The sequence below is a fragment of the Arthrobacter sp. D3-18 genome (assembly GCF_054408525.1).
Map to the genome: position 1 here is coordinate 3,310,521 of NZ_CP096440.1, position 21,265 is coordinate 3,331,785.

Consider the following 21,265-nt stretch of genomic DNA (forward strand, 5'->3'; position numbering starts at 1 on the left):
CAGCCGTAAGTTGAGCGAACCCGCTCAGGCGTGTTCGTCGTCGTACGCCACTTCGTCGAGGTTGGCCTCGCGCAGCTTCTGGCGGCGTTCCAGCCACGGCCCCACGGCGTAGCCAATCACGACGCCGATGCCCACTTCGGCGGCCAGCCAGACTGCCGTCCACAGCGGGTGGGGTCCGATCTCCGTGAGCCGACCAATACCGGCTGACCCACGCGCGATCCATGCCAAGGCCCCGCCGAGAAGCCCTGCAACGATGCCTATGAACGCGCCCAGGAACAGGGTGGAGGCGGTAGCCGTGAACCAGCGGGCTTTGACCTTGATGGAGAGCCACTCGTCGAAATGGTTCTCGCCTTCACGCAGGAACCACCAACCCGCCAGGATGCCGGCAACGACGGGAAGCGCCAGGGCCATGGCGCCGGCGTCGAGCTGTCCTGCGGGAAGTGCCCCGAGGACAGGGACGGCCGGAAGCGGTCCGACGGCGGTACCCAGCGGACCCGCTGTTGAGCCGACGCCGAGTGAGAAGCCTGCACCGGTGGACCAGGACAGGGCGAAAATGACGAGGTTTGGCAGGAAACCGAGCTGCGCGATGGTGAGCACGGCCCCGCCCATGGCGCCCGCCTGCAGACCTTCGTAGACGGCAATGATGTCTGTCCAATGCCACACGATAGTCACAGCCAGCAGCAGTGCGGCCAAGCAAACGGCGGCCATCGCCGCTACGAATCCGGCCTTCAACGCTGAGCCTACATATGAGCCTGCCCAGCGGGAATGTTGGCTGGTCTTCGCGAGCCAGGTGACGGCGTCGACGCCGATCAGTCGGCTCCACGAGCCCGCTTCGCGTCTGGCGCCGACGATCATGCCGAGGCCGAAGGAGATCAGCGGGATGGTCATGGCGAACCACAGGTTGATGACAACTTCGGGGGTGCGGCAGACGAATCCCGTGGCCGTCCCGAATGCCGCGTACACCACGAACGCGCCAAGGAACGCCTGCCAAAGCTGGTCCGTGTACGACGCCCGGGCTAGCCGACGGCCCGCACGCCAAGCGAGCAGGAACGGAATGAGTGTCAGGCCAAGCGGGATGAGGGACAGTAGCCCTGAGCCGGGTTGAGCCGCAGTGCCGAGGTTGACGTGCGCCAACTCCAACGGGACCCCGTGGATCAGCAGCCAGGCTTGGCCAGCGAGGCGCGCCAAGGCGTCCACGTTCCGGTTCTGGAATCCGTCGGTAGCCCACACTCCCACCAGGGGAAGAATCACGACAATGGCTGAAATGAACGCTGCCTGAGCCGCTTCCAAACCACCCTGCAGCCAAAGGGGCATCGGGAGGCCACGGTTTCCGGTCTGATCAGCGCGCAGTTTCATCGTGATCTATCGTGCCACGGCAGGCACCGCTCCCCCGGCAGGCACCCCTGAAATACCGTGAATTCCAGCGCTTTTTCCCATGGGCCGCCGTAAAATGGGAGGTGTTCTCCCGGGGACGGAGCCCTCAACGACCACCTCAGCTTCGCCCCGCCCTGCACAGGATTTTGAAAGGCCCGGAAACAATCGAAGCCGGGAACTAGGAGCGGCCAATGAATAGGTGTCACAACTCATAACAGAAAGTCGTACTAGCAGCTGGTGCAGCCGCCTTGGGATTCTTTCCAGAGGCTGCACCAGCCTTCTTTTGCTCTCAGGAGCTAACCCCTCGCGAAGAAGTCCACGCCCGATACATATTCCATAGCCTTCACGAACTTCGGATCGCCCATCCGCGCGTATGCCTCCACCTCAGACAGCTCTGCCACCCGGCAATGGATCCACCAAAGATTCCCCAACGGATCCCGGACCCGTCCCACTGCTTCGCCCCAGAACATCTCCGTCATGTCGGTGACCGCCGTGGCCCCGGCGGCGAGTGCAGCAGAGAAGGTGGCATCGTCGTCGTCAACGTACACACGAAGGAAAGCGGGAGTGGGAGGCCAGTCGGGACGCGAATCGAAGGCGAGGATATTGGAGTCGCCGATCTTCGCCTCCGCATGTCCGATGGAGCCGTCCTCCATGGGCACGCGGAACGCTTCCTGGGCGCCGAAAGCGGCCGTGATGAACTCAAAGAGCTCAGTAGTGCTGCGGGAAATGATCCAAGGCTCCACGGACCGGTACCCTGCCGGGACGGCACTCACTCCGTCGGCACGAACCAGTGGTTCCATCGCTTTGACCTCATCCGGGACCGGCGCCTCCGGCTGACGGGTCATGTGCCGATGAAGCGACTCCATGGCGTAGCTCATACCGGCCGCGTACTCAGGGGCTTCCCATCGGCTCGCCGAGTCGTCATCGGAGACGTCTTCCATGTGGGACATAATCCACCAGACGTTTCCCAGCGGGTCTTGGACGCGGGCGCCCCGATCACCCCAGGCACTGTTGTCGAGGACCGAAACTGTGGTGGCCCCCGCGGCAAGGGCGGCATGGAAGGCGGCATCGGCGTCGTGCGTGTAAAGGCGGAGGTACGACGGCGTTGCTGGCCAATGCGGTCGGCTGTCGAAAGCGAGGACTACTGAGTCGCCGATCCGCGCCTCCGCGTGCCCGATGCTGCCATCCTCACCGACAACGCGGTGGATCTCCTTTGCACTGAACGCGGCCGTGATGAATTCGAAAAGGGCGTTGGTGTCGCGGGTGATCAGCCAGGGGCTGACGGTGGAGTAACCGGTAGGAACTGTGCTGATGCTCGGGTCTGCCGCAGTCATGGCCGTGTCCTCTGGTTCGGGGTTCGTGGTTTCAGGCTACGACTGATTGAGGTCAGGAGACGTCCGCAATGCGCTCACACCGGGACACCATTCAAAGCTGCGGTCCGTAAATGAACTCCTTGGCATGGTTGACGGCCTTCTTGAACGCGTCGTTGCGGAGTGTCACCTGCTCCTTGTTGGCACCCCCGCTCGGTTCCAGGAACGTCGTTGGTCCTGGGCGAAGCATCCAGATGTCCCCGGCCGGCGGGAGGTAGAAGACGCCGAAGGAGCGGTGCTCGGGGTCGTCGGTCCAGATGGGGACCACGGCGACGGCAGCCCCGGTGTCCGGGTTGATCCATTGAGCGCGGGGCAACGGTTGTTCATGGACTTCAGGGTCCAGGAACGGGGCCGTCCCTCTCCCCCAACGTTTCTCGAACCGCTCGTAGAACGCTGGAATGATATGACCGTCGTACGGACGCCAAGCACTCATGGATTACTCCTCGGTGATTTCAAATTGCGGGATGAAGGTTGCCAACGGGGTGGTCCAAACGCGAGCGGCGACTGGTCCCGGTCGCGGCCCGCAGAGTCTCGGCCCGGGGTAGTTTCGGGCCGATGGAATCGCACTTTCACCGGCGTTCCGCCCGTACCGACGGATCCGCCCTTACCGCCAGGACTTAGCCGCGCACGATCGTATGCCGCCCGCTTCCCTGGGTCCGACAAAACGACGTACGCCTGCATGATGGCATGCAGCTCATGGAGGTCGGCCGCGGAGGTGGTGTCGCCGTCGTCGACCCTTTGGCGCGTGTCGGGGTGGTGGGTCCGAAGCAGCGTGCGGTAAGCGCGGCTGATCTCACGGGCCGTCGCGTCCGGCGACACGTGAAGAGTGGCGTAGTGGTCAGGTTGCTCGCTCACTGCTGGTTCCGGTTCCTGCTGCGGATTTGGAGATGGCCCCCGGCTGAGCCAGGGGCCATCATTCGGGAGACGACGGGCGGGGGTCGCTTTCATGTGCGCTAAGAAACGCTGTGACGTGGCGCGAAGCCTGCGCCCAACTATTCCGATGCGGCCGCCTCCGTTGTTCCCGGCCGGCGCCCTGCCGGTTGGCCACCCCCGGGTGAGCCTTCCGGCGGGGCGGACGGGATTAGGCGTTGATCTCCTGCCGTTGCCCGCTGGATTGGATCTCGATGCGCCGCGGCTTTGCCTTCTCGGCGACGGGGATGCGGAGTGTGAGCACCCCGGCGTCGTAGCTGGCCTGGACGCCGTCGGTATCCAAGGTGTCACCGAGGATGAGCTGGCGGCTGAAGACGCCCTGTGGGCGCTCGGCTGCGATCATCTCGGTGTTCTCGCCCGCGGGCGACTTACGTTCTGCCTTTACCGTGAGGACGTTCCGTTCGACGTCCAACTCAACTGAATCAGGGCTTACACCAGGCAGATCGAAGGCAACAACAAATTGTCCGTCCTCCTGCCATGCATCCATCGGCATACCGGCCGGGCGAGCTGTTGTGCCAAAAACCTGTTGGGCGAGCCTGTCGAATTCGCGGAACGGGTCAGTGCGCATCAGCATGTGGTTCTCACTCCTTTGGATCTTGATGCTGATTCTGTTGTTGGTGCCAGCCTGCTCAGTCCTGCTTATCTGTGTTGGCTGGTATAGATTTTTTATAGCACTGGTGAGAGAGTTGATGCAAGTAGTTTTCCGGAACATTTTTGGAGGTCTTTGATGGCAGCTTCGGATGCTGAGACTGCCGCAGAAGAGTACGACGGCGGCCTGGCTCCTTCCGGTGCGGACGGCGCCTCAGGTGAGGGCTCGGCCGCCGACCGGGACGCGCGCGGGGTCTATGCCATCTCGGTGGCAGCTGAACTCGTCGGCACAGGACAGCAGAACATCAGGCAGTACGAGCGCAAAGGCCTGCTCACCCCTGAAAGGACCGACGGCGGCACTCGCCGCTACAGCGACAGCGACCTCGCGAGGCTGCGCAGGATCGGGGTGTTGTTGGACGAGGGGCTGAACCTGGCCGGCGTGAAATTGGTGCTCGAGTTGGAGGCGGAGAACCGGGGGCTGACGGAGGACAACAAGGGGCTGGCTGACGACAACCGGGAGCTGCGGGCGGACAACCGGGGGTTGCGGAAGGATCTGAAAAGGGCGCGGGGTGGGGGGCAACCCTAAGCTAGTCCGGACTTTGTGTAGTTCGACTGTCATCGGCAGGACGGAAGAAACATACCCACATCGGTTCACCATGACGATCACCCGCTGGAGCCGGTTCCTTTGTCCCAAAGGGCCAACGCTTGCCAGTCGACTGGGAAGCCCATGCTTGCTTCCGGTGAGATGAGCCTGGATCCATCGGGCGCTATCAACTCGACATTGAATTTTCGTATCTGCGTCCGAAACGTCAGAGGCCAATTTGACCCGCCCACGTGGGACCGGAGCATGAAGGCCAATGTTGCTGCGTAGATATACAACCTCTGATGGGGCTTAGGGGCTTGGGTGAAGTCTGGAGCCGCAAGGTGCGCCAACAAGTCACCTTCAGTTTCGTGCTCCCTAAGAACCAGTGCCCGTTTGAATGCCCGATTGAATAAACGAGAGCCGTGCGCGCAGGTGTTCCGAAAGTCAACCATCATACGAAGAACGGAAGCGAACGGCCGGGGATGGACAAAGCCGAACATGCGGGCAACGTGTCGAGCATCGGCAGGTTCCATAAGGTCAAAAAGGTATGGGAGTTTTCCAAAACTCAAGACCTCGATAAGTGCCCAAATAGGCACAGGATCCTGTGGGTACTTCAATACGTGGTGAGTGATGAAATCCTCGTCCCCTGCGGCTAAACGCACCGCTTCCTCGCAGGTGTTTAGCCACGCGTCAAACTTGGTCTTGTCTCCGATCAATTGCCTGCAGATCTGCTTGTCCAGGTGGTCCTCGGACAGGTGCGCGGCAACATTCTTTTCAGCCAAGGTGTGTGCAATTGCGGCGCGTACCCGGACTTCGAAGTCCAGCAGCCCTTCGAGGCAAACTCGCGAGAGCCTGAAGTCGAACGCCTCGAGCTTCACTACATGTTCAAAGTCGGCGCCCGGCACATACCTGTCCCGGCGATACTGTCGTAGCCGTTCGTTCACCTCACTCGGCGGAAGCAACTCACGAAAAACGTATCGGTAGGCCCCGGATCGGAAGTAGCCTACGCGGGTCAAGAACTTCAGCGCAGCGTCGCGATCCTGAATGGAAAGACCTCGCGCCTCCAGCTGCGCGAGTAGCTCAGCGCGCTCCTTAAAATCCTTCGTATATTCCACGCATCACCATTTGTCCCCCAAATGAAAATCGCCCCCTTGAGCCGAGGCTCAGAGGGGGGCGATGTCTGATGCTTAGAATGTACCACAGGGGCAACAAGTCGCCGGGTCAACCGGCAAAAGTTGACGTGATTCCTGCCACCCAACCCACCTGTTAACCCACTCTTCCTCCACAGGCCACCCGTTCGAACCCGCTAAGCCAACCGCCGCGACCACCGTTGAAGGCGTGAGGATCGCAATCGTCGCCGAATCATTCCTGCCACTGATGAATGGGGTAACCCACTCGATACTGCGGGTGCTGGAGCATCTGCAGGAGCGCGGGGATGAGGTGATGGTGATCGCGCCGTCGACGTCGGACACTGATGTTTCGAGCGTCGAGAAGGGTGCGTATGTGCACCGGCTTCCTTCGGTGCCGCTGGCCGGCTACACGAATGTGCGGGTTGCGTTGGGTGGTGTGAATCGGGTCAAGCGAATCCTTGCCGATTTCTCCCCTGACGTAGTGCACCTCGCTTCCCCGTTCGTCCTCGGCTGGCGCGCCGTGCAGGCCGCCCATCAGCTCGGCATCCCGACTGTCGCGATCTACCAAACCGAAGTTCCCAGCTACGCCGCCCGCTACGGTGTGCCGTTCCTGGAGAACTGGGCTTGGAACCGCGTGGACAACATCCACCTCCTGGCCACCCGAACACTGGTGCCGTCAACGTTCGCGCTGAACCAGCTGCGCGGACGCGGCATCCTGCGCGTGGACATGTGGCGTCGCGGTGTGGATACCGCGCGTTTCAATCCCGCAAAGCGTTCGACGGCGTGGCGCAGCTCAGTGGCGCCCGACGGTCACCGCATCATCGGCTACGTCGGCCGACTCGCCGTCGAGAAGCAGGTTGAGGATCTGGCCGTGCTGGCTGATTTGCCGAACACGAAACTGGTCATCGTTGGTGATGGCCCGCAACGGGAAGCACTCCAAGCGGCGCTGCCGAACGCCCACTTCGCCGGTTTCCTCGGCGGGGATGCGCTGGCTCAAGCTGTCGCCGGCTTCGACCTCTTCGTCCATCCCGGCGAGTTCGAGACCTTCTGCCAAACCATTCAGGAGGCCATGGCATCGGGTGTGCCTGTGGTCGCGACCGGCCGCGGCGGTCCCTTGGACCTCGTGGAGAACTCACGCACGGGCTGGCTGTATGAGCCGGGAAACCTCACCCAGTTGCGCGGCTATGTGCAGGACCTGATTGGCGACGACGCCAAGCGCCGCGCGTTCGCAACGGCAGCTATCGCTTCAGTCCAGGGGCGGACGTGGCCTGTCCTCAGCGCGGACCTGGTGCGCCATTACAACGACGTCATCTCCGGCATTCCCACCGGAACAATCGGGCCCAGTGAATTCACCTCAAGCAAAGGACGCTCCTCATGAAGATCTCCGTGATCGGCTGCGGCTACCTCGGCGCAGTCCATGCAGCAACGCTCGCTTCGATGGGCCACACCGTGGTGGGTATCGACGTCGAATCCTCCAAGGTTGAGCAGCTCAACAAGGCGATGGCGCCCTTCCACGAGCCCGGACTGGATGAGCTCCTCAAGGACGGTCGCACCACCGGCCGGCTCGTTTTCACCACGGATTTTGCGGCTGCCGCAGATGCCCAGGTCCACTTCCTCTGCGTGGGTACGCCGCAGTCCAAGACCTCAGACACCGCCGATCTCTCATACCTGATGGGCGCCACGAAAAGCCTCCTGCCGCACCTGGCCAAGGGCGCCGCCGTCGTGGGTAAATCGACGGTGCCGGTAGGCACGGTGGAGACGCTCCGCGCGATCCTGGCCCGACGCTCGGACGTGCTGCTCGGCTGGAATCCCGAGTTCCTGCGTCAGGGCACGGCCGTAAAGGATTCGCTGGTGCCTGACCGGTTGGTTTACGGCGTTCCTGGCGGCAAGGGTGCCGCAGCGGGTACGCCGATCACCGCCGTGTTGGATGCGGTGTACGAACCCCTGATCAGCGCCGGCATCCCGCGGCTGGTTTGCAACTTTGCGACGGCTGAGCTCATCAAGTCGGCGTCGAACGCGTTCCTGGCCACGAAGGTCAGCTTCATCAACGCGATGGCTGAGCTATGCGACGCGTCGGGCGCCGACGTGAGCGAGCTGAGCGAAGCCATGGGCTTGGATCCGCGCATCGGCAACCGATACCTGCACGCCGGGCTCGGCTTCGGCGGCGGCTGCCTGCCCAAGGACATCAGGTCATTCCGTGCTCAGGCGCGCGAACTTTCGGTGCCGTCTGTAGACGAGTGGATGGCCTTGGTTGATTCGGTGAACCTGGACCAGCGTTCCCGTGCTGTGGAGGTCGCCCGCGAGATGTGCCGCGGCTTCTTGTCCGGCCGCACGGTGACCATCCTTGGCGCCGCGTTCAAGCCCGACACCGACGACATCCGGGACTCCCCCGCCTTGGACGTCGCCCAGCAACTCGCCGCCGCTGGCGCACACGTGACCGTCACGGACCCCAAAGCCATCAACAACGCCTGGATCCGCTACCCGCAAATCCGCTTCGAAGCCTCTACTAAGCGCGCCCTCGAAGGCGCCGAACTGGTGCTGCTGCTCACCGAATGGGACGAATACGTGTCGCTCTCGCCCGTTGTTGCGGGAGCACTCGTACGACGCCGGATGGTGCTGGACGCCCGCAACGCACTGGACGCTGAGGCTTGGCGGAGTGCGGGTTGGACGGTCCGCGGGTTGGGGACGGGCGCTTCGGTTGTGCTTGCTGATGGAGGCCAGGCGAAGCCCGCCGACCGGAAGAAGCACGCGGCGCGCTAAGTCATAGACAACTTCCCCTCCCTTTGCTGTTCAGCACGGTGTTATGGTCACTTGACGCGCCATCGCATCGGCGCATCTACAAGGGGGCAATACATTGAAAAAGCGTTCTATTCGCATGTCCAAAATCTGGCATTTCCAAAGCAAGTCTTCGTGGTCGCAAGGGCGAAAAGCACTGGGGCTGGTTGCCGTGACGTCGCTGCTGGTTGGGGCCACAGCGTGCGCTCCGGGAGCGCCGACAAGCGCCAGCTCTGTAAACAGTACGAAGGCAACTCCTTCCGCAACTCCTTCTCCAACACCCAGCAAGGTCGCTGGCACGGTCTGCGCAACTGAGAAGGCGACTCAGACTTCCGCGGGTGAGACGTTTGTTTGCGCCATCGACCAGGCTGGCAAGATGACGTGGTTGGACTCTGCGAGTGCGAAGAAGTTGTCCGATCAGCGAACTGCGGAAGCGGCGGCAAAGGCAGCTGCTGAGAAGGCTGCAGCCGACAAGGCGGCTGCAGATAAAGCCGCGGCGGACAAAGCCGCGGCCGATGCCGCAGCAGCCATTCAAGCTGCGGCCGACAAAGCGGCCGCCGATAAAGCTGCTGCGGACGCTGCCGCAGCGCAAATCCAGCCGAAAGTAGTTCCCGCTGCCCCTCCTGCCCAAAGCAGCTGCGACCCCAACTATGCGGGAGACTGCGTGCCCATTGCATCGGACGTAGATTGCGCCAGCGGCAAGGGCAACGGTCCGGCCTACGTGAAGGGTCCTGTGACCGTGATCGGTACGGATATCTACCAGCTCGACGGCAGTGACAATGATGGGATCGGCTGCGAGAAGTAGCCGTCAGTTGGAGCGGCCGCAGCCTCAGACGCTGCGGCCGTCCCAGCGGCTCTGGACGTCGAGCAAGAACTTGACGCCGGCGTCGGACAGTCCCAGCTCATCGGAACCCCATTTTGTCGAGCCCCGAAGCCTCAGACAGAGCAAGCTCTGATGGACATCGATCCTCAAGCCACGTGCCCAGTCCAGTGGAATATCGGCACCCGTCGCGGTTCGCAGACCGTATTCGTGGAGCGCGAGCTGAACCACATCGTCCACGATTTTGCGGGGCGGTTGGCTTGCCGACAAGTCCCAGTGCACCCTCAGCTGAGTCGCGATCTTCACGCCCTCGTGCCCGGGTGACGCCAATCGGTCAGCGATGTAATGCCAGAGCATCGCGGGCCTGTTTATGAGCTTCCTGGCTGCCGGTGTCAGGAGCAGCCTGTCCTTGCTCTTGCGAAGGAGTTTCCATTCTTGGAGCCGTTCGCGCACGATGCGGACAGGTGCTGCGTGACTTTCTGTGGAGACGTTCGTGTTCCAAGGTTCGATCCATCCGAGTTCTGTCATCGCTCGCTTAACCACGATCGGTTTGAGATAGCCCGCCGATGTCAGCGGCAACCCATCTGGGTCCGCCTGCTTTAGGAACCAAAGGGCGGGCCCCAAGACGAACACTACGTCCTCTTCGGTGACATCCCCCGGCCACAGCCGACGAGCCAACAGTCGGAGCTGATCGTTGATTGCCACTAGATTGAAAGCAGCGGGATCGAACTTGGACACACGCTCCTGAGTCACCAACTCGAGCCATTCCACGGCTTCTCTGTGCTCTGGATGCTTGGGGTTGGACACAACGGCAACCACGTTGGCATACCCACCCACTCCCCCGGAATCCTCTATCGGCCCCCGCATCGCGCCGTCAAGGCAGGTGATGGTGTTCTCGTGGAGCACGGCCGGTCCCACAACTTCGATCTCGTGGGTCCAGTTGTCCCCGAAGTCGTAGTCGTACTGAAGGTCCGACAGCCCTGGCGAGTGTGGGTCAAAAAGCTCAGCTAGCCGAACGTCAACCGCGAGCTCAGTACCATCTGGACCGTCGCCGTCGTCGACTCCCATGATGATGCGTTTCTTGCCCGCGCGGTCGTGGCCGGCAACGGCGTAGAGATGAGCGTCCTTCCACCCGAATGCCGTCTGGATAGCACCGTGCAGCTCAGCGACTGTGGCGGTTTCGGGGAGGACGAGTTGCCGCCAAATGAGCGGTTCAGTCTCACTGATAGAAATGCGCAACACAACGGCCGGAACGGTGGTGGGTGACTCCATACCCGCCATTCTGCCAGTGCGAATGGAAGGTTTCGCGTCATATGTCCTTGGTTCGGACTACTACCACTAAGGACGGGGGTTGAACCTACAACGACAAGGACTTACCAGTGATCACGCACTTCTACCCAGCAGCGCTTCGCATCATCACCTGCGTCATAGCTGTTTGCTCGGCGGTGTCAGCCACCTTGCTCGGAACTGCGCCCCCTCCAGAAGGCCTGGAAATCCTTGATCCTTCAGATATGCGGACCACGGCTGTCGTTTTCACGATGGCTCTGGGTGTTGTGGCGCCCGTAGCGATGTTGATTGTCGAACCACTCACCTGTCTGCTCCTGAAAGCCGGACTCTTCGCTGCATCCGGCTTTGGCAATGCCATGATGCTCAGCCCGCTGGTGGTGGTGCCGTTCCAGGAAGCGTCTACTGCGCTGGCTGTTGTCTGCTCGGTAGCCCTGACTATTGCGAGCATCGTCACCTACATGGAGTCCGTGGAACGCAGGAACGCTCGACGGCGGGCCAACACCTAGACGCTACCGCTCAGCACCTATTTTTGATGAACTTACCCCCAAATACCCGCCTCCCGACCACCTAGTTTGAGGTTTCGAACACCTAGAGACCATGTTCCGGCCATAGTCTCCTTTTGTGCCTCCCGGGGCGGGATTCCCGGTGTCCGGCGGGTTACCCCACTCGCTCCACGCGAAGGAGGCACTGCGGCACGGCTCCACCCGACTACCCCCAGGTGGGGCCGTGCCCAGCCGGGACATCAGCCGGCGCGGCGATCAAACCGCAAACGCACCAGGCGGTACACGATGCCCACGGCGAACATCAGGACACCCAATCCCGCTGACAAAGGCGGAAGGGTGGCAACAAGAACTACGCATGCAACAGCACCAGCCACCTGAAGGAACTTCGGGTAGCGGCGGTCTTCCCGGGGCTGAGTGTAGGCGGCGATGTTGGCAACCAAGTAGTAGAGCAGCACTCCGAATGACGAGAAGCCTATCGCCCCTCGAAGATCAGCAATTGCGATGATCAAGCAGATCACCACGGCTAGTGTGACTTCAGCACGATGCGGGACCTTGTAGCGCGGATGCACAGCGGAGAGCCAGTGCGGCAGATCGTGTTCGCGGGCCATGGCCAGGCTCGTTCGGCCAAGCCCTGCGACGAGTGCCAACAACGCTCCCAGAGAAGCAACAGCGGCACCGATTCGGACCACGGGCGAAGCCCACGCCAAGGTGCCGGCACCTACCACATCGGCCAACGGTGTGGCCGTATCAGCCACGCCGTCGGGTCCGAGCGCCGCCAGCAAAGTAACCGCTATAACGGCGTAGATGATGATGGTGATCCCCAGGGCAATGCTGATCGCCCGGGGTATGGTGCGCTTGGGCTCACGCACTTCCTCACCCATCGTCGCGATTCTTGCGTACCCGGCAAACGCGAAGAACAGCAGCCCCGCTGATTGAAGGATGCCGTACCAGCCGTGGGCCAGCAGCCCCTCCCCCATAAAGCTGGCAAAGTCAGGACCGGAGCCACCCCAGACCGCCGCGACAGCAATAGTCAGGGCAGCAAGTACAGCGACCACCAGCACGCGCGTCAGCCCGGCGGTGCGGGTCACTCCGTGATAATTCACAGCTGTCAGAATTACGACGGCGGCGATCGCTACCGGGCGCTCCCAACCTTGCGGTGCGGCATAGGCGGCGAAGGTCATCGCCATAGCAGCGGCACTCGCCGTTTTGCCGATGACGAATCCCCATCCTGCCAGGAATCCGGACCAAGGCCCGAGCCGTTCCCAACCGTAGATGTAGGTACCGCCTGAGGTTGGGTAGGCCGCAGCTAGTTGGGCGGACGATGTCGCGTTGCAGAAGGCAACGAAGGCGGCCACTACCAACCCGATCAGCAGCCCTGATCCGGCGGCTGCAGCGGCTGGGGTGAACGCCGCGAAGACTCCCGCACCGATCATGGATCCTAGGCCAATCAGCGATGCGTCAAACGTGCCTAGTCGGCGAGCCAAAGCCGGAGAGTTGCTCACGGATACCCTTCACACTGAGGAACCGGCTCAGCGGAGAGCGTCAGAGACCGGTGATTGGAGGTGAATCCAGCCTATCCCGGGTCAGCGCGGCGGAAGTGAATTCCCCACCAGCATGAAAAGACTATTGCGGGATGTTGCACCCGTCTTCCGCAGCGCGTTGGAGATATGGTTTTCAACTGTTCTCGCGCTGATGCCGAGGTGTTCCGCGATTTCCACGTTGGTGCGGTGTCCGGCTAGTACAGCGACCTCAATCTCCCTTTCGGTCAGCGGTGTGGTCCTGAACGAATTGAAGGAGAGCTGCTCGTTGGCCGATGGGAAGCGGACAGCGAAGATGGAGGAAGCTTGCGCCATGGCGTCAGCTGCGGCAGCATCACCGTCGATCACGTGGCGCTTGAGGGCTCCTCGGAGCAGCATCCCCACTTGGTAGGTGTCGATGTCAGGTTCGTAGTGCTTGAGGAGCAGTCCGAGCAGCTTATGGTCACCTTCAACCACAGCGGTGGCAATGGCAATGAGCTGGTCATGGACCGGGATGGCGCTCTCCCGCAGGATTTTCTGCAGCAGATCCAAAACGGGGCGGCCCGGGCAAAGGCAAGTACAAAGAAGCGCAGTCATCATGGCTTCAAGGACGTAGCCGCTCTTAAGCTGCCGCCGGATGAGTTTGGCGGCTTTGCGGTCGAACACTGAAGGTTGGGCGTTGTTATGAGCGATGAGCTCGTAAGCTCCCTTGCCGATGCCGGGTATCGGACCGACGTCCGGCACCTCAGTCCGCGCCTGTGCGGCTATGGAAAGCGTCGGCACTATGGCAGTTGTCGCGTGCCTGAGCCCAGCCAACCTGAGCATGGCATCGTAGAGCGAGTCGACAACGAAGCCGGGCCGCCCCATCGCAAAGACGCTGCTCATCAGGTACTCGGCCTCTTCAAAGTGGCCTCGGTAAAGCAGTCCGTGTGCGGCCACGTAGCTGCTGGTGACCACGCCGAATTGGTCCAGATTCTTGCGGGCTTCTGCCCGCCAGTCCAAGGCGAAGACCAACGACTCCTCTACGCGTCCAGCGGCAAAGAGGCCGAAGCCGTGTATGAACGGCCGAAGATGGGAAAAAGCATCATCGTCGCCTGCACCGTCAACGGCTTCCAACGCTGCGCCTGGCTTGAAGCGGTACAGCTCAAGCAAACCATGGACCAACATCCCCATTCCCGGTCCTTGGCCCCCGGAAACGCCTGGCTCGTCAGCGGGATCAGCTGGAACCCTGCCATGAGAAGCACTGATGAACAGAATGGCATTCTCCACTTCAGCTACCAGCTGCGGATTGTCCCCGGCGAACTTTTGGAGGATGTCGACGGCGGCACCTGGCCCCCGCCCTGTTTGGATCGCAAGCAGGGCCTCTGTGATGGTGACAAACAGGCGGTCCCTGGGATCGGCGTCGAAGTCTGTTGTTTCGGCGCAGACAAGACTGGCACGCGCCACATTCACGGGAGCACCCCAGTAGATGCGGAGTAGGGCTGCGGCATTAGCGGCTGACTTGTTGGCTTGCCAGCGTTCGAAACGGATGTGTTCCCGATCCGCGTTGTGGTCGTGGAAGTGCCGGGAAGTAATGGCGTCGTCGTCGCCCTTCTCCAGACGAAGAGATGAAAGCACGCGGGAGAGGCAGTCTGCCGTGGTGTGCTTCTCCGGGGCCACCTGAGGGGCAGCTTCAAGGACGCCAGCGATCTTGCTGCGGAGCAATTTCCGGTCCCGGAGCTTCTTGTTCCCTCGGAAGTAATCAGCGATGACGGGCGGACTAATGGCCGCTATTGAGCCATTGTGGTGGTCCGCCAAGACGGACAGGAATCCCCTGCGCTCCAAGCCTTCCAAGGCGTCCGGCTGGATGACTTTGTGGAGAACATCAACCCGTGCGGTACCCAGAATCGCCATGATGTGCAGCGCCGTGAACTCCTCAGCATTCAGTTCGGCCAGGAGAGCCTCAAGTGTGCCGCGAAGGTGTTCGTTCCATAGGGTGTCGGCCGTCATGCACCACTGCTTGTTCTTCATGACCAGGAGGTTGCTTAGCGAGGCTGTCTCTGCGATCCGCACGATGAGCCGCGGATTGCCAGCCGACTTGGTGAGGATGCGAGCAGTTGTGTCAGCGTCTGCCGGGGCACCGAGAACCTTCGCGATGAGTAGGTGGACCTGCTCGTAGTGGAGTGGGTCCAACTGCAGGTGCGCCTCCCTACCGTTGTTGAGCACGGCCAGCTGGCCCCGGGAGAAAGCCCATGTTTCCGGGGCCGTAGCCACCATAGGACAATCGGATCTCCGCCTCACAGCCTCCAAGACTGCCAGGGATTCGCTATCCACAAGGTGGAGATCGTCAACAACCAGCAGGTGTTTGCCGGCCTTGGCCAGCTGGCTCGAGAACACATCGGCGATATCGAAGACACCGCTTCGGCCAGGCCTCATTTCCAAGCCAAGACCCTTGATGGCCGAGTACGGGATGGTGCGGTGTGTACGGAGTCCACTGATGAAGTGCACGGAAACTCCGGTCTTCTCCAGATTGCTCATGACGCTGCGTACTACCGACGTCTTACCGCTACCCGGTGCGCCGACAACCCGCACACCGATGCCGCGGGCAACAAAGTCGAGGATTCGCTGAACCTCTGAATCGAACACGCGACCTAGCCTTCTGTTTTTGTGGATGCCCGTCATGAGGCTCACTTCGCAGGCTAGATCTTGAAAACGGGACTAGGTGGCAAAACGGCCTTGCACAGACCGATTTGGGGCAGTCTAGGTGGTGATTCGGGCAAAACTAGGTGCTGGCACTGTGCGTCTAGGTGGTGGGGCTGTTCGAATATCGGGCGATCCAAGGGACGCTCCTTCAGCTCTGCGGGTGGATTACTGTCCACGGTACGGAGAGCTCGAAGTGAATTACATGGGTGTAATTCACTATGTGGATATGTGTTCTATAGTCCAAACAAACGCTAGAAGATATCTTCTATCTGAGGGCAGACAAAAAAGCAGGGCCGGTCAGTGACCGGCCCTGCTTTTTGAGTTATCCGAAGACTAGATAGCCTGGATGTTTACTGCCTGGGGACCCTTGGGGCCCTGCTCGACGTCGAAGGAAACCTTCTGGTTCTCTTCGAGGGAGCGGTAGCCCGAGGAGTTGATCGCAGAGTAGTGAGCGAAAACGTCCTGGCTGCCATCTTCAGGAGAGATGAAGCCGAAGCCCTTTTCGGAGTTGAACCATTTCACGGTACCTGTAGCCATTTTTTCAGTCCTTACTGAAGGTGGAGATTGTCCCGACTTTCGGGTCTCCGGGTGTGGGGTGTTCTCCACCGTTACTTCAGAAGGTCACGATCCGGAAGGATCATGGGGACTGCCTGAACTACCAAATGCCAAACACAACAACACCGTCAAGTCTACATAGATCTGAGCAGATAGCTAGTGCTGGGAAATATTTATCCAACGGATGGCCGGGCTGGCCGGGAAATGTATCAACGTCCTGGCCCACCTCGGCCTGCCAACCTCTGTCAATCTTCGGCTCCAGCTAAGGCTGACAGGCACTCCCCAAGCCGGTGTCGTGCCGAAGTCGCAACTGCAGATGACACGGATTTTCGTATTGCTTTTCCCGCGGCGCGGCTGCAGGATCAAGCAAAGCGACCGCATGCATAGCTTTAGCGGCCGCTCGCAAAGCTTTGTAGGAGGACAACCAAATGCAGATGCCCAAGCCCTCTGACGCCGATAAGGAACGCTTCCGTTCGGTGCTGCCCGATCGTCCGGATGTCATCGTCAAGCCGATGTTCGGCAATCTGGGCGCATTCGTGAATGGCAACATGTTCGCAGGACTCTTCGGCCCCACCATCGGCGTCCGCCTTTCCGAGACTGACAAAGCTGAGCTCGAGGCTGATCATCAAACTCAACCGTTCGGTCCCGAAGAACGTCCTATGGGCGGATACTCAGGTCTTCCCGAAGCTTGGAACGATGACGCCGAGAAGGCCGAGCCCTGGGTGGCCAAAGCCTTTGACCACGTGGCCTCGTTACCGCCGAAAGCGCCAAAGTCGCGTCCGACGAAGAAGTAACCACTGCCAGCTCAGCCAGCGTCGCAAGATCCTCGCAAAACCCAGCGTTTCGTGCTGAGATCAAGCCATGGGCTCGATGGATGGACGAACAGCGCTCGTTACCGGCGCTACGGGTGGTCTTGCTAAGGCCATCGCCACTGCACTGGCCCGCGAAGGTGCCACCGTCGTCGTGGTTGGACGGACAGAAGCTCGGGCAGAAGAGGCTATGCGCGACATCCGTGCGGTGGTCCCGGCCGCTACCCTGGAACCCCTTGCCTGCGATCTGTCAGGCCAAGCTTCAATCCGCTCCGCGGCGGAGGCGTTCCTTTCCCGCCACGATGAGCTGAACGTCCTCGTCAACGCGGCCGGTGTTTTCCGCAAGGAACGCCACGTGACCGCCGATGGCCTCGAGCTCACGTTCGCTACCAACGTGATGGGCTACTTCCTTCTCACGAATCTGCTCCTGGATGCACTCAAACGCGGCGCGACCAGGGATCAGGGACATCCATCGAGGATCGTAAACATCGCCTCCAAGTATTCGGGCGGGCCCTCAGTGACCAAGATTGATTTCGACGACCTTCAAACTGCGAAAGGCACCTACAGTTACCTGCGCTCAACCCCGCCAACCATGCTCGGCCGGGTTTTGTTGACGCAAGAGTTCGCAGAGCGCCTTCGCGGATCAAACGTGGTGGCCAACGCAGTGCATCCGGGCCTCGTCAAGAACACCGGTCTTCTGCAGGACGTTGGCGGGCCGTTCCGATGGGTGACAAATACCTTCGGCAAGACGGCAGAGAAGGCAGCTGACACGGCCGTTTGGTTGGCCACCTCGTCAGAAACTGCGGCGGTCACCGGCAAACTCTGGGCGAAGCGCAAGGAACTGCCGACGCCGGGCATGGGCTCTGATCCCGCCGCCCGGAAGCGACTGTGGGAAGAGTGCACGCGGCTGTCGAAAATTTTGTGACCTGGGCAGTGTCCTCGTAGAGGATGTCTTCCGAACTATCGGCCTCTAACCTTGCTCAAGCTCCAACTGCGGGGCAGGCTTGCGGAATCCGCGAGTCAAGAAGGGCCGGATAGACCACGCACGCGCCCATGCGAGCCCGACGTGAACGACAACCCATCAAAAATGTCAGAGCCTGAGGGCAGCGTAGGAATCGCATCCGCAAATCGGAACCTCCGACGAACGAGCTTTGTCGTGGCCTGCTGGCCTCAGAGCAAGCAAAACTGCTCCGGGGACCGGCGCGTCATTCGGAATCCGGGTCAAAAATACGACAGAATGTCGGGTGAACAACCCAGATAGGACGTAATGGACAAGGTAACCGCGCTTCTCAATCAAGCCCGCGCACGATACACACAACGACAGCTCGCGGAGCAACTCAACGTCTCAGACCGCACCGTGGCGCGGTGGGAAAGCGGAGAAACAGCATGTCCGACGATGCTTGCCCCAGCATTGAAAGAACTCCTTGGCATCCGCCCGGATGTTGGCTCGGATGATTTCACATTCATCGACCTCTTTGCCGGAATCGGAGGCATTCGCAAAGGCTTTGAAGCCCACGGTGGCCGCTGCGTGTTCACGAGCGAGTGGAACAAGTATGCCGAAAAGACGTACCTAACCAACTTCCCCGATGACCAAGGAGAGTCGCACACCTTCGTCGGCGACATCCAGCCGTTCCCGGCCAGCGATGTCCCTGACCATGACATCCTGTTGGGCGGCTTCCCCTGCCAACCGTTTTCCATCGCCGGCGTAAGCAAGAAAAACTCCCTCGGCCGGCTGCACGGTTTTGAAGACGCCACCCAAGGCACCTTATTCTTCGACGTGGCCCGGATCATCAACGAAAAGCGCCCGGCCGGCTTCATGCTCGAGAACGTCAAGAACCTCCGCTCGCACGACAAGGGCCGGACCTTTGCAGTGATTATGGAAACCTTGCAAGAAGAGCTCGGTTACGAAGTCCACACGAAGGTCATCGACGCCATAAAATTCACCCCACAGCACCGCGAGCGAATCATCATCGTCGGATTCCGGGAGCAAACTGACTTCACTTGGGAGGATCTGGAGATCCCGCCCGTTGGCCCGAAACTGGACACCATCCTGCACAGGACCGACGGCACTGAACCGTTCCTAGAGTGGGATGGGGACCGCTTCTTTGATCATGACAATGCAGAAGTGCAGCCCAAGTTCACTCTGACCCCCAAACTGTGGGCCTATCTTCAGGCGTACGCCGCCAAGCACAAGGCCGCGGGTAACGGCTTCGGCTTCGGTCTAGTTCACCCCACGGGGACGAGTCGGACACTGTCTGCCAGGTACTACAAGGACGGTTCCGAGATCCTTGTGGCACAGGACGGGCTTCGGCCTCGCAGGCTCACGCCGCGGGAATGTGCCCGACTGATGGGCTACGAGGACACCTTCCGGATCCCTGTCAGCGACACGCAGGCCTACAAGCAGTTCGGAAACAGTGTCGTCACCCCGGTGATGTCCGAAATCGCCCGGATCATGACGCCTCACATCTTGAAAATTACGGACAAGGAGGCCGCCGCCGAGCCGATTTCTGCCTGATCCGGCGGCTTCCGGACGTGTCGTGGCGCCCGCTCTAGGCAGGCGCCACGATACTGTCAATGCTCGAACACAACCAGCTTACGGCGGCATGGGGGACTTATGGACTTCGGAGACTTGGCAGACCACTTTGACGGCGTTGCGGCCAAGATTCTGAGCGCAGTCGAAACTGTCGGCCGCAGCTCGAATCAGCACGAGCTCGACGGAGTGCGAGCACTCCAAGCATTATTCGGCCGCCCAACCGAGAAACTTTTCGTTCCCACCCGCTTTCTTCAGGTTTCCGACGACTCGGATGAACCTGTTACTGAGGACGGGATTTTGACGTTTTACGACGCCCGCATCAACATTCCGAACCGGTCTGAATACCGTCTCTACTATCCGGCATCCATCAATGCGATGAAGATGGCCCAACCTGGCGACATCGTCTTCATCGCAAAACAGAAGACCGGTGGCGTCCTGTTCATCGTGGCACCGGCGGACTCAAGCGTCGCCGCTCAGCTCGACTGGCTCTTCGGCACGGACGTCTTGCAACACCGAGGCTTCTCAGTCCGGAGCGGCCTCGAGACCGGCCACGACAGCCTCAGCCTGCCCGCGATGTATTTGCTGGACATGCTCGGTATTGCCGTCGAGCCAGGCAACGAGGACTGGCTGGACAGGATTCTGCAAAAGTTCGGGCCCCGGTTCCCTACGTCGGCGGAATTCGGCGCCTTCGCCCGTTCTACCCTGCCCGATCTTCACCCTGCCCATAACCCGGACGGTGTACTCATGGCTTGGATCGAACAGGAAGAAATGCTCTTCAGAACTTTGGAACGACACTTAGCGGCTGACACCCTCGATGCGCTCTATGCAGACGGACACGTGGATGTCGACAGCTTCATAGAGGTATCACTTTCCCTACACAACAGACGCAAAAGCCGAGCTGGCAAGGGTCTGGAAAACCACCTCATCGCACTCTTTAAGATGTTGAACGTCCGCAACACTTTCAATCCCGTCACAGAGAACAGGGCCCGTCCGGACTTCGTCTTCCCAAGCATTGACCAGTACAGGGACACCAGTTTTCCTTCACCGGATCTCACCATGCTCGGCGTTAAGACCACGTGCAAGGACAGATGGCGACAAGTGCTTAGTGAAGCAAAACGAATAGACCACAAGCACCTCCTGACACTGGAAAGCCCTATCAGTCCTGCACAAACCGACGAGATGAAGGATCACAAAATTCAACTCGTCATCCCCCAACCCTTGCACGGACCATACAAGCCCGAGCAACAGAAGTGGCTCATGAACGTTGACGACTTCATCGTTATGGCCAAAGAACGCGACGGCAAAGGACGCGAAGCACTTGCATCCGACCTGCAGGTCCCGACAGAGGAATCATCCAGATGAGCCAGCCTACGCTCCAAAAACGACAGCAGTTGAGATGTTTACTATCTAACTGATCCAAACAACCCAATCGCCGAGAAGCAGGAACAGACTCCCCTCAACGTCTCTCTAAGCATCGAATCGAGAATTGATCTCTTCGACCATGGCGTGAAGCCTTGCAAGTACTCCCCTTACGGATCATTGACTCCTTGAAAGCCACCCCTTCCTGCTTCTTCAAAGCAATGCCGCAATCTTCACGAACTCTTAGGACCTAATCCTCCGCCAGGTCACAGTGGCACCCGATAACCGCCACGAGCAATCCTTTAGTGACTCACTCATCCCAGCAGGGCCACGGGCTCTCTTGTCTTCAACGACACGAACTCAATTCCCTACCAACCCGAAGAGCGTGGAAACCATCGTATAGGCCATCCCTGTCTCAGAGTCACCATCTGAATGGCATCGCCGATTCTA

19 protein-coding genes are annotated in these 21,265 nt (G+C 60.5%); 9 read left to right on the forward strand and 10 right to left on the reverse strand.

The annotated features are described in order from the left end of the window. Window positions 1-24 precede the first annotated feature (24 nt). The 5 genes from M1D89_RS17310 to M1D89_RS17330 all read right to left on the reverse strand — a co-directional run bounded on the left by M1D89_RS17310 (window position 25) and on the right by M1D89_RS17330 (window position 4,248). Complete coding sequence (locus M1D89_RS17310; protein ID WP_498645365.1) at window positions 25-1,356, reverse strand: cell division protein PerM; 1,332 nt, start codon at window positions 1,354-1,356, stop codon at window positions 25-27. A gap of 314 nt (window positions 1,357-1,670) precedes the next feature. Then, window positions 1,671-2,708 (reverse strand): VOC family protein, encoded by a 1,038-nt coding sequence (locus M1D89_RS17315; RefSeq protein ID WP_498645367.1) that lies wholly within the window; start codon window positions 2,706-2,708, stop codon window positions 1,671-1,673. Between the two features lie 91 nt (window positions 2,709-2,799). Next, on the reverse strand, window positions 2,800-3,177 hold the full coding sequence (locus M1D89_RS17320) for a hypothetical protein (RefSeq protein ID WP_017197775.1): 378 nt from the start codon (window positions 3,175-3,177) through the stop codon (window positions 2,800-2,802). Then, the gene (locus tag M1D89_RS17325; protein ID WP_498645370.1) at window positions 3,174-3,599 is read right to left on the reverse strand and encodes a J domain-containing protein; all 426 of its coding nucleotides are present in this window, start codon (window positions 3,597-3,599) and stop codon (window positions 3,174-3,176) included. The genes M1D89_RS17320 and M1D89_RS17325 overlap by 4 nt, the downstream gene beginning before the upstream one ends. A gap of 226 nt (window positions 3,600-3,825) precedes the next feature. After that, window positions 3,826-4,248 carry an Hsp20/alpha crystallin family protein gene (locus tag M1D89_RS17330; RefSeq protein WP_420180434.1) on the reverse strand — a complete coding sequence of 141 codons (423 nt, stop codon included), beginning with the start codon at window positions 4,246-4,248 and terminating at the stop codon, window positions 3,826-3,828. A 153-nt stretch (window positions 4,249-4,401) separates the two neighbouring features. Here M1D89_RS17330 and M1D89_RS17335 point away from each other — a divergent pair, with 153 nt between their 5' ends. Continuing rightward, window positions 4,402-4,848 (forward strand): MerR family transcriptional regulator, encoded by a 447-nt coding sequence (locus M1D89_RS17335; RefSeq protein ID WP_498645372.1) that lies wholly within the window; start codon window positions 4,402-4,404, stop codon window positions 4,846-4,848. A gap of 77 nt (window positions 4,849-4,925) precedes the next feature. Here the strand turns inward: M1D89_RS17335 and M1D89_RS17340 are convergent, their stop codons facing one another. After that, window positions 4,926-5,960, reverse strand: coding sequence for an Abi family protein (locus M1D89_RS17340; RefSeq protein WP_498645374.1), 1,035 nt, complete (start codon window positions 5,958-5,960; stop codon window positions 4,926-4,928). 223 nt (window positions 5,961-6,183) lie between these two features. On the opposite strand from M1D89_RS17340, the gene M1D89_RS17345 reads away from it, so the two are divergent. The 3 genes from M1D89_RS17345 (at window position 6,184) to M1D89_RS17355 (ending at window position 9,555) form a co-directional block, all read left to right on the forward strand. Next, entirely contained in the window at window positions 6,184-7,353 is a 1,170-nt protein-coding gene (locus M1D89_RS17345) for a glycosyltransferase family 4 protein (protein WP_498645376.1), read from the forward strand. After that, window positions 7,350-8,735 (forward strand): UDP-glucose dehydrogenase family protein, encoded by a 1,386-nt coding sequence (locus tag M1D89_RS17350; RefSeq protein ID WP_498645378.1) that lies wholly within the window; start codon window positions 7,350-7,352, stop codon window positions 8,733-8,735. The genes M1D89_RS17345 and M1D89_RS17350 overlap by 4 nt, the downstream gene beginning before the upstream one ends. 391 nt (window positions 8,736-9,126) lie before the next feature. Beyond that, window positions 9,127-9,555, forward strand: coding sequence for a hypothetical protein (locus M1D89_RS17355; protein ID WP_498645380.1), 429 nt, complete (start codon window positions 9,127-9,129; stop codon window positions 9,553-9,555). Between the two features lie 24 nt (window positions 9,556-9,579). Here M1D89_RS17355 and M1D89_RS17360 read toward each other — a convergent pair whose 3' ends face one another. Further along, on the reverse strand, window positions 9,580-10,842 hold the full coding sequence (locus M1D89_RS17360) for a plasmid pRiA4b ORF-3 family protein (RefSeq protein ID WP_498645382.1): 1,263 nt from the start codon (window positions 10,840-10,842) through the stop codon (window positions 9,580-9,582). 107 nt (window positions 10,843-10,949) lie between these two features. On the opposite strand from M1D89_RS17360, the gene M1D89_RS17365 reads away from it, so the two are divergent. Next, window positions 10,950-11,363, forward strand: coding sequence for a hypothetical protein (locus M1D89_RS17365; RefSeq protein ID WP_498645384.1), 414 nt, complete (start codon window positions 10,950-10,952; stop codon window positions 11,361-11,363). A gap of 236 nt (window positions 11,364-11,599) precedes the next feature. Here M1D89_RS17365 and M1D89_RS17370 read toward each other — a convergent pair whose 3' ends face one another. The 3 genes from M1D89_RS17370 to cspE all read right to left on the reverse strand — a co-directional run bounded on the left by M1D89_RS17370 (window position 11,600) and on the right by cspE (window position 16,096). After that, on the reverse strand, window positions 11,600-12,862 hold the full coding sequence (locus M1D89_RS17370) for an APC family permease (protein WP_498645386.1): 1,263 nt from the start codon (window positions 12,860-12,862) through the stop codon (window positions 11,600-11,602). An 81-nt stretch (window positions 12,863-12,943) separates the two neighbouring features. After that, window positions 12,944-15,502, reverse strand: coding sequence for a helix-turn-helix transcriptional regulator (locus M1D89_RS17375; protein ID WP_498645388.1), 2,559 nt, complete (start codon window positions 15,500-15,502; stop codon window positions 12,944-12,946). Between the two features lie 390 nt (window positions 15,503-15,892). Continuing rightward, window positions 15,893-16,096: a transcription antiterminator/RNA stability regulator CspE gene (gene cspE / locus M1D89_RS17380; RefSeq protein ID WP_011773907.1), complete on the reverse strand. Its 204-nt coding sequence runs from the start codon at window positions 16,094-16,096 to the stop codon at window positions 15,893-15,895. Window positions 16,097-16,542: 446 nt separating this feature from the next. On the opposite strand from cspE, the gene M1D89_RS17385 reads away from it, so the two are divergent. The 4 genes from M1D89_RS17385 (at window position 16,543) to M1D89_RS17400 (ending at window position 20,818) form a co-directional block, all read left to right on the forward strand. Next, window positions 16,543-16,908, forward strand: coding sequence for a TfoX/Sxy family protein (locus tag M1D89_RS17385; protein WP_498645390.1), 366 nt, complete (start codon window positions 16,543-16,545; stop codon window positions 16,906-16,908). A gap of 76 nt (window positions 16,909-16,984) precedes the next feature. Next, complete coding sequence (locus M1D89_RS17390) at window positions 16,985-17,848, forward strand: SDR family NAD(P)-dependent oxidoreductase (RefSeq protein WP_498645392.1); 864 nt, start codon at window positions 16,985-16,987, stop codon at window positions 17,846-17,848. Window positions 17,849-18,190: 342 nt separating this feature from the next. Further along, on the forward strand, window positions 18,191-19,438 hold the full coding sequence (dcm, locus tag M1D89_RS17395) for a DNA (cytosine-5-)-methyltransferase (RefSeq protein WP_498188396.1): 1,248 nt from the start codon (window positions 18,191-18,193) through the stop codon (window positions 19,436-19,438). Between the two features lie 99 nt (window positions 19,439-19,537). Next, entirely contained in the window at window positions 19,538-20,818 is a 1,281-nt protein-coding gene (locus M1D89_RS17400) for a type II restriction endonuclease (RefSeq protein ID WP_498645395.1), read from the forward strand. The last annotated feature ends 447 nt before the right edge of the window (window positions 20,819-21,265 follow it).